This window comes from Bradyrhizobium sp. 41S5, from assembly GCF_011516665.3.
Lineage (GTDB): Bacteria > Pseudomonadota > Alphaproteobacteria > Rhizobiales > Xanthobacteraceae > Bradyrhizobium > Bradyrhizobium quebecense.
On the sequence record NZ_CP083721.1, the window covers coordinates 2,636,417 to 2,648,978 of the forward strand.

9 protein-coding genes are annotated in these 12,562 nt (G+C 65.8%); 6 read left to right on the top strand and 3 right to left on the bottom strand.

Annotated features, from left to right (window positions below; genetic code table 11):
- Window positions 1-13 precede the first annotated feature (13 nt).
- From ftsZ to ligA, 5 genes are all read left to right on the top strand, one after another.
- Window positions 14-1,798: a cell division protein FtsZ gene (ftsZ, locus tag HAP47_RS12405; protein ID WP_173637996.1), complete on the top strand. Its 1,785-nt coding sequence runs from the start codon at window positions 14-16 to the stop codon at window positions 1,796-1,798.
- 351 nt (window positions 1,799-2,149) lie between these two features.
- Entirely contained in the window at window positions 2,150-3,112 is a 963-nt protein-coding gene (lpxC, locus tag HAP47_RS12410; RefSeq protein ID WP_173637995.1) for a UDP-3-O-acyl-N-acetylglucosamine deacetylase, read from the top strand.
- A gap of 244 nt (window positions 3,113-3,356) precedes the next feature.
- Entirely contained in the window at window positions 3,357-4,265 is a 909-nt protein-coding gene (locus tag HAP47_RS12415; protein WP_371821762.1) for an outer membrane protein assembly factor BamD, read from the top strand.
- A gap of 13 nt (window positions 4,266-4,278) precedes the next feature.
- Window positions 4,279-5,949: a DNA repair protein RecN gene (recN, locus tag HAP47_RS12420; protein WP_173637993.1), complete on the top strand. Its 1,671-nt coding sequence runs from the start codon at window positions 4,279-4,281 to the stop codon at window positions 5,947-5,949.
- A gap of 7 nt (window positions 5,950-5,956) precedes the next feature.
- Window positions 5,957-8,104 carry an NAD-dependent DNA ligase LigA gene (ligA, locus tag HAP47_RS12425; protein ID WP_173637992.1) on the top strand — a complete coding sequence of 716 codons (2,148 nt, stop codon included), beginning with the start codon at window positions 5,957-5,959 and terminating at the stop codon, window positions 8,102-8,104.
- A gap of 155 nt (window positions 8,105-8,259) precedes the next feature.
- Here the strand turns inward: ligA and HAP47_RS12430 are convergent, their stop codons facing one another.
- Together HAP47_RS12430 and HAP47_RS12435 are read right to left on the bottom strand one after the other, a co-directional pair.
- The gene (locus HAP47_RS12430; RefSeq protein ID WP_173637991.1) at window positions 8,260-9,552 is read right to left on the bottom strand and encodes a multidrug effflux MFS transporter; all 1,293 of its coding nucleotides are present in this window, start codon (window positions 9,550-9,552) and stop codon (window positions 8,260-8,262) included.
- A 281-nt stretch (window positions 9,553-9,833) separates the two neighbouring features.
- Complete coding sequence (locus HAP47_RS12435; protein WP_173637990.1) at window positions 9,834-11,663, bottom strand: aminopeptidase P family protein; 1,830 nt, start codon at window positions 11,661-11,663, stop codon at window positions 9,834-9,836.
- A 187-nt stretch (window positions 11,664-11,850) separates the two neighbouring features.
- Here HAP47_RS12435 and HAP47_RS12440 point away from each other — a divergent pair, with 187 nt between their 5' ends.
- Complete coding sequence (locus tag HAP47_RS12440) at window positions 11,851-12,036, top strand: hypothetical protein (RefSeq protein ID WP_173637989.1); 186 nt, start codon at window positions 11,851-11,853, stop codon at window positions 12,034-12,036.
- 18 nt (window positions 12,037-12,054) lie between these two features.
- On the opposite strand, the gene HAP47_RS12445 is transcribed toward HAP47_RS12440, so the two are convergent.
- Window positions 12,055-12,561 carry a hypothetical protein gene (locus HAP47_RS12445; protein ID WP_176396218.1) on the bottom strand — a complete coding sequence of 169 codons (507 nt, stop codon included), beginning with the start codon at window positions 12,559-12,561 and terminating at the stop codon, window positions 12,055-12,057.
- Window position 12,562 lies beyond the last annotated feature (1 nt).

The window sequence follows — 12,562 nt, forward strand, 5'->3', positions numbered from 1 at the left end:
GAGAGAGGCAACCATGGCACTCAATCTGACACCCCCTGACATCAGCGAGCTGAAACCGCGGATCACCGTCTTCGGCGTCGGCGGCGCGGGTGGTAATGCCGTCAACAACATGATCACCGCCGGGTTGCAGGGCGTCGACTTCGTCGTCGCCAACACCGACGCGCAGGCGCTGACCATGTCGAAGGCGCAGCGCATCATCCAGATGGGCACCCAGGTCACCCAGGGCCTCGGCGCCGGATCGCAGCCCGATGTCGGCGCTGCGGCCGCGCAGGAGGTCATGGACGAGCTGCGCGACCACCTGACCGGCGCCAACATGGTGTTCGTCACCGCCGGCATGGGCGGCGGCACCGGCACCGGGGCTGCGCCCGTGATCGCCAAGGCCGCCCGGGAAATGGGAATCCTCACCGTCGGCGTGGTGACGAAGCCGTTCCACTTCGAGGGTCAGCGCCGGATGCGCACCGCCGAGCACGGTATCTCCGAGCTCCACAAGGTGGTCGACACGCTGCTGATCATTCCGAACCAGAACCTGTTCCGGGTCGCCAACGAGAAGACTACCTTCGCCGACGCGTTCGCGATGGCCGACCAGGTGCTGTACTCGGGCGTCGCCTGCATCACCGACCTGATGGTCAAGGAAGGCCTGATCAACCTCGACTTCGCCGACGTCCGCGCCGTGATGCGGGAAATGGGCAAGGCGATGATGGGCACCGGCGAGGCCACCGGCGAGAAGCGCGCGCTGACCGCCGCCGAAGCTGCGATCGCCAACCCGCTGATCGACGATAGCTCGATGAAGGGCGCCCGCGGCCTGCTGATCTCGATCACCGGCGGCAAGGACCTCACTCTGTTCGAGGTCGATGAAGCCGCAACCCGCATCCGCGAAGAGGTCGATGCCGACGCCAACATCATCGTCGGCGCCACCTTCGACGAATCGCTCGACGGCGTCATTCGCGTCTCGGTGGTCGCAACCGGTATCGAGCAGGCCGCGATCGCCTCCCGCGCCCAGGCTCCCGCGCAGCAGCCGGGCGGCTCGCCCGAGAGCCGGCTCGCCGATCTGACCGCTCGCCTGCGTGCCGACAATCAGCGCATGGCCGAGCGCGCCCAGAAGCTGGAACCGCCGACCGGCGTGACGGTTGCTCCGATTGCAGCGCCCGCCGCTCCGCAGCAGCGTCCGGCCGTCGAGCGCGCCGCGCTCGCGGCAATCGCTGCCGCGGTTGCCCCGGACAGCGCACCGGCTCAGGCGCCGATGCAGCCGGGGTCCTACGGTGACGTCACCGTGCGCCCGATCGCCCAGAAGCCGACGTTGTTCCCGGACCACGAGGCGGCCCGCGCCGAACAGCACGAGCCGATGCCGCCCGAGACCTTCATTCCGCAGGCGGCGGAGCGGTCGCCGGTCCGTGCCCCGCGGATGCCGAAGTTCGAGGATCTGCCGATGCCGGCGCAGGCCGAGATCCGCCAGGCCAGCGGTGACGGCGAGGCGGAGCACCCGCAGAAGACCCGGCTGTCGCTGCTGCAGCGGCTGGCCAATGTCGGCCTCGGTCGCCGCGACGAAGAGACCGAGCCGCCGATCGCGGCCCGTGCCTCGGGTCCTGCGATGCCGACGATGCCACCGCTGCCCGACCGCAAGCCGGCCCGCAGCGTCGCCCAGCAGATATCGGCGAACGAATCGCCGGTATCTGAATATGCGAAGCGCCCGGCACCGCAGGGATTGGATGCCCATGGCCGCCAGGCGCCTGTTGCCCCGGCGCCACAGGGTGACGACCATCTTGATATCCCGGCCTTCCTGCGCCGGCAGGCAAACTGAAGTTTGTTACAACCTTGGCGACGAAGAAGGCCTCGGCGGGGAACCGCCGAGGCCTTCTCCTTTTGGCGGGCAGGCGGTTGCATCAGGTAAACAAGCAACTGATTTTAAATGATTAATTATTGTTTTGGTGGTCAGATGGCCACTCGCCGAAGGCCGTTTTCGCTGCCGCAATTGGATTAACCTTGGGCGCGAATGCGGCGGAGATGGGGTAACAATCGGTAAAGAAGCGTGAGTTGGCGCCATTTGGGGCTGTGACTATGGTCTGCCGGGACTTGGGGAGCTCATGCGAGTCGGCCTTGGGGAAGTTTGGCCACTTGATGTTGAGCGAAGTCGGGTAGTGGGCATTATCGAATGAAGTTCAGCCGTCAGACAACGCTTCGGTCGCAAGCCACCGTGACTGGCGTAGGCGTTCATTCCGGTCTTCCTGTTAGTCTCACGCTGGGACCTGCACCTGTCGATGCGGGTTTTATTTTCGTCCGCACCGGTCTCGAGGGTGCCGACCGCGAAGTTACCGCCACCGCCGACGCTGTGATCGCGACCGAGTTCGCGACGGTTTTGGGTGACCGCGAAGGGCCGCTGGTTTCGACTGCGGAGCATGTTCTCGCCGCGCTGCGCGGCATGGGCGTCGACAACGCCACGATCGAAGTCGATGGGGCAGAAGTTCCGATCATGGACGGTAGCGCTGCGGCGTTTGTCGCTGCCATCGATCAGGCTGGTATTGTGACCCAGCCCGGCGTCCGCCGCTTCATCCAGGTGCTGAAGCCGGTGCAGGTCAAGATCGGCGATGCGATGGGCGAACTGCGTCCGTTCGCCGGCGGGTTCCGCGCCGAAGTCGAAATCAATTTCGCCAACAAGGTGATCGGTCACCAGACCTACTCCTTCGATCTGTCGCCGGAAGGCTTCCGCCGCGAAGTCGCGCGGGCCCGCACCTTCGGCTGCATGAACGACGTGGCGCGGCTGTGGGGCGCTGGCTTCGCGCTCGGCGCCTCCTTCGACAACACGGTGGTGTTCGACGAGGCCCGCCTGCTCAATGCCGAGGGCCTGCGCTACGCCGACGAGTGCGCCCGCCACAAGGTGCTCGACGTGATCGGCGATCTGGCGCTGGCCGGTCTGCCGCTGCTCGGCAGCTACCGTTCGGTCCGCGGTGGCCACAAGCTCAACAACGCGGTGCTGAAGGCGCTGCTCGCCGACCGCAGCGCCTGGCGCGTGGTCGAATCGGAGACCGCCCGGCGGCCGGTCCGCGGCCATGTCGAAGCCGGTGCAAGCACAGTGGGCGGCCTGGTCGCCCCGGCCTACGGTCCGGACGTGTCCTGATCGCCGCAGGCGGTCGGCCCGATTTCCGTAATAACCACAGCAGGCTGTGAGCTTCGCCGGGTCGCCTTATTCCCGGCGGATTGGCTCCCTATTCGGTTGGTCGACGGTCATTTTTCGGTTAAACAGGCCCGCGGTTGCCTTGATCCGGCGCCAACGGCACGAGAGATATTGCATCCGTGATCGCGGTTCATGGGTGGAGTGGGGTCGCCGTTAACCGCATCAAAGGCGTCAGGTTTTACAATCCATGTCGGCAATGCGTATGGCGCTCGAACAACGCAATTCTTCTGACGTCTCCGGCCTGACCAAGGCCGCGCGCACGCTGCGCTTCGCGGCGGGCCTGATCGTGCTGGCGTTGCCGCTCTCAGGCTGCGGCACCGGCGCGCTTTGGGACAAGTTCATGGCCAAGGACGACACCTTCGTCGATGAGCCCGCGGACAAGCTCTACAATGAGGGCTTGTACATGATGAACGAGAAGAAGGACTTGAAGGCCGCTTCGAAGAAGTTCGAGGAAGTCGACCGTCAGCATCCCTATTCGGACTGGGCGCGCAAGTCGCTCCTGATGTCGGCCTATTCGTACTATCAGGCGGGCGACTACGACAGCTGCATCGGCTCGGCGACGCGCTACGTCACGCTGCATCCCGGCAGTCCGGACGCGTCCTACGCCCAGTACCTCATCGCGGCATCGCATTTCGACCAGATCCCGGATATCTCGCGCGACCAGAGCCGCACCGAGAAGGCGATCGCGGCACTCGAAGAGGTGGTGCGCAAATATCCGACCTCCGAATACGCCACCCAGGCCAAGAACAAGATCCAGGCCGCGCGCGACCAGCTCGCCGGCAAGGAGATGGCGGTCGGACGCTACTACGTCGAGAAGCGCGACTACACCGCCGCGATCAACCGCTTCAAGACCGTCGTCACCCAGTACCAGACCACGCGCCACGTCGAAGAGGCGCTCTACCGGCTTACCGAGGCCTATATGGCGATCGGCATCGTGGGCGAGGCGCAGACCGCCGCCGCGGTGCTCGGCCACAATTTTCCGGACAGCCGCTGGTACAAGGACGCGTATAATCTAGTAAAGTCCGGCGGTCTCGAGCCGAGCGAGAATCAGGGATCCTGGATCAGCAGGACCTTCAAGAAGATAGGTCTCGGCTAGGAATTGTCCTCGCATGCTGGCCCGTCTGTCGATCCGTGACATCGTCCTGATCGAACGGCTCGATATCGAATTTTCCCGTGGCCTGGCGGTGCTGACCGGCGAAACCGGCGCCGGCAAATCCATCCTGCTTGATGCCTTTGCGCTGGCGCTCGGCGGCCGTGGCGATGCCGGACTGGTGCGTCATGGCGCCGAGCAGGGGCAGGTCACCGCCACGTTCGATGTCCCGAAGGGGCACCCGGCCGCCAGGATCCTGGCCGAGAACGGCCTCGACGACACCGGCGAGATGATCCTGCGCCGCGTGCAACTCGCCGACGGCCGCACCCGCGCCTTCATCAACGACCAGGCGATCAGCGTGCAGACCCTGAGGGCGGTCGGCGCGGCTCTGGTCGAGATCCACGGCCAGCACGACGAGCGCGCTTTGGTCGACGCCTCCACCCACCGCCAGCTGCTCGACGCCTTCGCCGGCCACGAGAAGGACGTCGCCGCGCTGGAAGCACTGTGGGATATCAGGCGGACCGCCAACGCTGACCTCGACGGGCATCGCGCCGGCATGGAGCGCGCCGCGCGCGAGGCCGACTATCTGCGCCATGCCTCCCAGGAGCTGAAGGCGCTGGCGCCGAAGGAGGGCGAGGAGACCGAGCTCGCCAACCGCCGCACCACCATGATGCAGGGCGAGAAGGTCGCGACCGATCTGCGCGAGGCGCAGGAGGCGATCGGCGGCTCGCATTCGCCGGTGTCGGCCCTGTCCGCGGCAGTACGGCGGCTGGAGCGGCGTGCTGCCAATGCGCCCGGCCTGATCGAGCCGGCGGTCAAGGCGATCGATATCGCGATCAATGCGCTGGAAGAGGCCGACCAGCATCTCCACGCCGCACTGGCGGCGACCGATTTCGATCCGGCCGAGCTCGAACGGATCGAGGAGCGGCTGTTCGCGCTGCGCGCCGCCTCGCGCAAATATTCGACGCCGGTCGATCTACTGGCCGCGCTGGCGGCGCAATACGCTGATGACGTCGCGCTGATCGATGCCGGCGCCGATCAGTTGAAGAAGCTGGAAGCGGCCGCAGCCGAGGCCGACAAGCGCTATGCTGCCGCGGCGGCAAAGCTGTCGGCGGCGCGCGCCAAGGCGGCCGAGAAGCTCAACAAGGCCGTCAATGCCGAGCTCGCGCCGCTCAAGCTCGAGCGCGCGAAATTCATGACGCAGGTCGAGGCCAATGCCGCCGCGCCGGGACCGCAGGGCATCGACCGTGTCGAGTTCTGGGTGCAGACCAATCCGGGCACCAAGCCGGGGCCGATGATGAAGGTCGCCTCCGGCGGTGAGCTGTCGCGCTTCCTGCTGGCGCTGAAGGTCGTGCTGGCCGATCGCGGCTCGGCGCCGACTTTGGTGTTCGACGAAATCGACACCGGTGTGGGCGGCGCGGTGGCGGATGCGATCGGCTCGCGGCTGGCGCGCCTCGCCGGCAAGGTGCAGGTGATGGCGGTGACGCATGCGCCGCAGGTCGCAGCCCGCGCCAGCCAGCATCTTCTAATCTCCAAGGATGCGCTCGACAAGGGCAAGCGGGTCGCCACCCGCGTCAACGCGCTCGCCGCCGATCACCGCCGCGAAGAGATCGCACGCATGCTGGCCGGCGCCGAGATCACTGCGGAGGCGAGGGCAGCGGCGGAGCGGCTGCTCAGGGCGGCGAGCTAGTTTGCCCATGGCTGCCAAGGCGAAGAAAGCGCTGGTCGACGTCGACAAGCTCACCAAGGCCCAGGCCAAGGTCGAGTTGATGCGGCTTGCGCTCGAGCTCGAGGGCCACGACAAGCGCTATTATCAGGACGACGCGCCCAGCGTCACCGATGCCGAATACGACGCGCTGCGGCAGCGTTACAACGCGATCGAGAAGCGTTTCCCTGAATTCGTCACCGCGGAATCTCCCTCGCACAGGGTCGGTGCCGCGCCGTCGGGGCGCTTCAGGAAGGTCCGCCATTCGGTCCCGATGCTGTCGCTCGACAACGCGTTTGCGGAAGCTGACGTGGTCGACTTCGTCGGACGCATCACGCGCTTCCTGAAGCTGCCGGACGACAAAATCGATTTCTCGGCCGAGCCGAAGATCGATGGGCTCTCGATGTCGCTGCGCTACGAGGGCGGCGAACTCGTCACTGCGGCGACGCGCGGCGACGGCGCCGAAGGCGAGGACGTGACCGCGAACATCCGCACGCTGGAGGATGTGCCGCAGAAGCTCAAGGGCCGCAACGTGCCCGAGATCTGCGAGGTGCGCGGCGAGGTCTATATGACCAAGAAGGCGTTCCTGGCACTGAACGAGCGGCAGAAAGCTGAAGGCGGCACCATCTTCGCCAATCCGCGCAATTCCGCGGCCGGCTCGCTGCGGCAGAAGGATCCTGGTATCACGGCCTCGCGGCCGCTCGGTTTCTTCGCCTACGCCTGGGGCGAGATGAGCGCGATGCCGGAAGAGACACAGACCGGCATGATCCACTGGTTCGAGCGCTGCGGCTTCAAGACCAACCCGTTGACCAAATTGTGCCACTCGGTCGACGAACTGATCGCCTTCCATCGCAAGATCGAGGAGCAGCGCGCCGAGCTCGACTACGACATCGATGGCGTCGTCTACAAGGTCGATCGCATCGACTGGCAGGAGCGGCTCGGCTTCGTGTCACGCACGCCGCGCTGGGCGATCGCGCACAAATTCCCGGCGGAGCGCGCCATGACCGTGCTGCGCGACATCGAGATCCAGGTCGGGCGTACCGGCTCGTTCACGCCGGTCGGCAAGCTCGAGCCGGTCGGCGTCGGCGGTGTGATCGTGCAGAACGTCACGCTGCATAACGAGGATTACATCAAGGGCATCGGCAACAAGGGCGAGGTGCTGCGCGAGGGACGCGACATCAGGATCGGCGACACCGTGGTGATCCAGCGCGCCGGCGACGTGATCCCGCAGGTCGTCGATGTCGTGATCGACAAGCGGCCGAAGAGCGCGAAGGAGTTCCACTTTCCGAAGAAGTGCCCGTGCCCGCTGCACACCGACGTGGTGCGCGAGGAGACCGCGACTGGCGAGGAGGGCTCGCGGCTGCGCTGCAGCGGCGAGTTCGCCTGTCCGTTCCAGAAGATCGAGCACCTCATTCTGTTCGTGTCGCGACGGGCGTTCGACATCGACGGCCTCGGCGTGAAGCAGCTGCAATATTTCTTCGACGAGGGCTGGGTCAAGGAGCCCGCCGACATCTTCACGCTGCCGAAGCGCAACGCCAAGCTGAAGCTCGAGGACATCGAGGGCTATGGCGAAACCTCGGTACGCAATCTGTTCGCCGCGATCGACAGCCGTCGCCGGATCGGGCTGGAGCGCTTCATCTATTCACTCGGCATGCGCCATGTCGGGGAGACCACCGCGCTGGCGCTCGCGCGCGGCTACGGCTCGTGGGAGGCGTTCCACGATGCCTGCCTCAAGGTCGCCAAGGGCGACGAGGAGGCGATCGCCGAGATGGACGCGCTCGACCAGATCGGCGACACCGTGATCAAGAGCATCGCGGACTATTTCGGCGAAAGCCATAATCGCGGCATCGTCGAGCGTCTGACCAGGGAGCTCGACGAGATCATCGACGCCGAGAAGCCGAAGAGCAATTCGGCGATCTCTGGGAAAACCGTGGTTTTCAGCGGGTCGCTGGAAAAGATGACGCGTGACGAGGCCAAAGCTAACGCCGAGAGGCTCGGCGCGAAGGCCGCCAGCTCTGTGTCTAAGAAGACAGATTACCTAATTGCGGGACCCGGTGCGGGCTCGAAATTGACGGATGCCCAAAAACACGGCGTCACCGTGCTGACCGAAGACGAGTGGCTGAAGCTGATTGGAGCGTAAGGCGCGGCGCTGCCGCACTTGCCGCTGTCGTCCTCCGCGAAAGCGGGGGACCCAGTATTCCAGAGGCCGCAGTGATTCACCCGATAGGCCGCGGCGTACTGGATCCCCCCCTTTCGCTGGGGATGACGAGGCGAAAGCGTGGGCACGTGTGCAACTCACATCATTCCCTGCTCATCCTCCTCGGCCTGCGCGATCAGCTCTTCGCTCACCACCACGTTCCGCCGCGGTACGACGAAGATCATGGTGCAGGAGCAGGCGATCGAGATCGCGAAGATCGCCGATGTCAACGGCAGCGTGGTGGTCGAGTGGCCGCCGAGATAGGCGCCGAACTGCGAGATCAGCGAGCCGATGCCCTGCTGCAGGAAGCCCATCGCGCCGGAGGCGGTGCCCGCGGCCTCGGGGCGGATGCTGATGGCACCGGCGGCCGAATTGGCCATCACGAAGGCATTGGCGACCATCACGATCATCTGGGTGCCGAACAGCCAGAGCGGCGCCTGGTTCAGCCCGGCGAAACTCCAGATCAGGTTCAGCAGGCTGCCGCCGACCTGCAGCGCGAGGCCGAACCAGATCAGCTTCTCCAGCGAGTGGCGCGGCGCGAACCGGACGCAGAGGAGATTGCCGATGAAGTAGCCGAACCCCGTCATCGCGAACCACGCGCCGTATTCGGCGCTGCTGCGGCCCATCTGGGTCACCACGATATAGGGACCGCCGCCGGCGAAGGCGAAGATGATCTGCGAGGCCAGCACCTGGCACAGCAGATAGCCGACGAAGGCGCGGCTTCGCATCAGTTTGCCGAGATCGCCGCGGAAGCTGGAGCTGTCGGTGCGGTCGCGGCGGGTTTCGGGCAGGGCGAGCGCGATGAAGATCGTGGTGATCAGCGACGCCGCAGTGATGAGATAGAGGATCGCGCGCCAGCCGAATGTGGTTTCCAGCAGACCGCCGGTGAGCGGGCTCACCATCTGCGCGATCATCAGCGCGGCGACGACGAGGCTGATCATGGCGCCGACCCGCTCGCGCGGATAGAGATCGCGGATGATGGCGCGGCTGATCACCATGCCGCTGGCGCCGCCGAGCGCCTGAAAGAAGCGCGCCGCGATCAGTTGCGGCAGAGTCTCGGCGAAGTCAGAGCCGATGCCGGCCACCACCATCAGTCCGAGGCCCGAGAGCAGCACCGGGCGGCGGCCGAACTTGTCGGACAGCGGCCCCATGATCAGCTGCGACAGCGCGATGCCGACCATGTAGAGCGACACGGTCATCTGCGCGATTCCGATGTCGCGGCCGAACGTGGTCGCGAGCACCGGCAGCGCCGGAACCAGCATGTAGAGCGAGATCGGCGCGACGCCCGTCATCACGACGAGCATCAGCAGCATGACCTTCGATGTCGCGATGTCGTTGTCTTTGATGTTCTCTTGGGCCGCGCCGGGCGGCTTGCCCATCACGCCGTGCATTCAGGTCCGATCCAGCATTGTGGAAAGACTGTAGCGTGCCCGTTCGCGCGGAATACGTGTGTTTCGGCATACGCCCATGCGAATTCGGGCGACGAAGCGTGGTGATGTTTCGTCTCGCGCAACATCTACACTGTCGTCCCGGCGAAAGCCGGGACCCATAACCACAGGCGTGTATTGTTGAAGCGCGCTGTGGCCCCAGCGTCATGCAACAGCAGACGGCGGTGGCTATGGGTCCCGGCCTTCGCCGGGACGACGTCGAGTGTGTGGACGTTTGGGCGCTGCTACTTCAGCGCCGCCGTCGCCTCATCCAGCCACAGCTTGGTGGCGTTGTCGTCGAGATGCGGGCGGACCACGCGCGCGACGCGGGCGTGGTAGTCGTTAAGCCAGCTCAATTCGCCTTCGCTCAGCATGTTGACCTCGATCAGGCGGCGATCGATCGGCGCCAGCGTCAGCGTCTCGAACGCGTTGACCGGCTTCTCGGCGCCGGCAATGTCGGTGCCGATCACCAGCTCGAGGTTCTCGATCCTGATGCCGTAGGCGTCGGTCTTGTAGTAGCCTGGCTCGTTGGACAGGATCATGCCGCGCTTCAGCGGCGTGGTGCCGAGCTTCGAGATCCGCGCCGGCCCTTCATGGACGCTGAGATAGCTGCCGACGCCGTGGCCGGTGCCGTGCTCGAAATCGATCCCGGCCTGCCAGAGATATTGCCGCGCGAAGCTGTCGAGCTGCGCGCCGGTGGTGCCGTCGGGGAAGATCGCGCGGGCGATCGCGATATGGCCGCGCAGCACGCGGGTGAAGCGGTCACGCATCTCGTCGGTCGGCTTGCCGATCGCGATGGTGCGGGTGACGTCGGTGGTGCCATCCTCATATTGCGCGCCGGAATCGATCAGCAGCAGATCGCCGGGCTCGATGCGGCGGTTGCTCTTACGCGTCACGCGATAATGCACGATGGCGCCGTTCGGCCCGGTGCCGGCGATGGTCGGGAACGAGACGTCCTTCAGCGCGCCGGTCTGGCGGCGGAAGGTTTCCAGCGCCTCGACGGTGTCGATCTCGGTGAGGTGGCCCGAGGGCGCCTCGCGGTCGATCCAGGCGAGGAAGCGCACGAGCGCCACCGCGTCGCGCTGGTGCGCGGTGCGCGTGCCGTCGATCTCGGTGAGGTTCTTGACCGCCTTCAGCAGGCTGACCGGATCGCTGCCGCGCACCGGCTTGCCGCCGGCGCCGGAGATCAGGCGGCTTAAGGCGTCTGCCGCGGTCGCGCTGTCGAGTGCGATCGAGGCGCCGCGCTTGGCGAGTTCGGTCAGTTTTGGCGTCAGCGCCGCCGGTTCCTCGACATCGGCGGATTGCTCGAGATGGTCGCGGGTCGCGTTGGCCAGCTTGCGATGATCGATGAACACCAGCGGCCGGCCTTCCTTCGGCACCAGCGCGTAGGACAGCGGCAGCGGCGTATGCGAGACGTCGGCGCCGCGGATGTTGAAGGTCCAGGCCACAGCGTGGCTGTCGGAGAGCACCAGCGCATCGACGCCGAGCTTGTTGATCTCGAGCCGGATGCGCTTCAGCTTCTCGGCCTCGATCTCGCCGGAGAACTGCGCGCCGTGGATCGCGACCGGGCCGAGCGGCGGTGCCGGCCGTTCGTGCCAGATCGTATCGACCGGGTTGCCGTCGACGGCGACCAGCTCGGCGCCGGCCTTGGCGCAGGCCGCCGCCAGCCGTTCGGCTGCCGCAGAAGTGTGCAGCCACGGGTCAAATCCTAGGCGGTCGCCGGCTGCCAGATGCCGGGTCAGCCAGTGCTCCGGCGGCGGATCGACCAGCGGTTCGACCTGCCAGGCCTTGCGGTCGACCTGCTTGCCGGCCTGCAGCGTGTAGCGCCCGTCGACGAACAGGGCGGCTTCCTTGCTCAGCACGATCGCGAGCCCGGCCGATCCGGTGAAGCCGGTCAGCCAGGCAAGCCGCTCTTCGGACGCCGCAACATACTCATTCTGCTGCTGATCGGCGCGGGGAACCACAAACCCGGTCAGCTTGCGCCGCGCTAATTCCTCGCGCAGCGCGCTTAAGCGCGCGGTCAGCGCCACGCCGCCTTCGGGCTCTTCGAACGTCTGGAAATGGGCTTCGAACATTGCCTTTGCACTCTCTTCGGATGCAGCATGAGCTTCGCGCCGACGCGCTGAGGCATGACCACATTTTTGGCATAACTTATGCTTGAATCATGGCATAGTGGAAGTGACCGGACGATGTCCACCATCGCCGGTCAAGTGTACGGGGGGTGTCCAGGAGTGTCTCAACTCAACGGTGAGGAGATGCACGATGCCTGCATTCACGTTTGAGAAGATCTCGCCGCCGGTTCGCCGCGGGCCGATCGCGCCGGTCGAGCAGAAGCAACGTGGCGTCATCGTCCAGATGCTCGACCGTTTGGTCGAGGCGCGGGCCAGGCGCGCGGCCGCTCAAGGCAAGGCCGACACGGCCGGCCGCGATTCCGCTGCACCCGAATAACCAATCCGCAGATCGCGTTTACGGTGCGAGGTCGGACGCCTTCGCCACGGTTACATTGATGACCCTGGTGCCCTCGAGTTCACGTACGATCCGTTCATCGGGGCCGACGACACTCAGATCGAATTCGCGCTCCGGCGTCAGCAGCGTCATGCGCTGACCGACGATCACGACGACGGTCATGTCGAGCGGCTCGCCGGATATCGCCCATTCCCTGAGTTCGTTGCGAAACGGCTCCCTGCGCCAGGCATTCGGGAAGCCCGGATCGCATCTGACCTCGAGGCCATCATCCGACGTTGTCAGGACGAGCTTCGATCGGGAGGGCTTCCAGTGCTCCTCCAGCAGCTCGTTGACCAGCCAGACGCAGCTGAACGCGCGGCACTCCGCCGGCCGGCTTGGATAGATCCGGCAGCCCCCCCCCGGCTTGCAATGCGCACACCATGCGTTGGCCGGCTTCGCCAGCTCCTCGATCGCCATCACCTTGCAGCAGAGCGTGCAGTCGTCGCACTGTCTGCCGGTCGCGGTCATT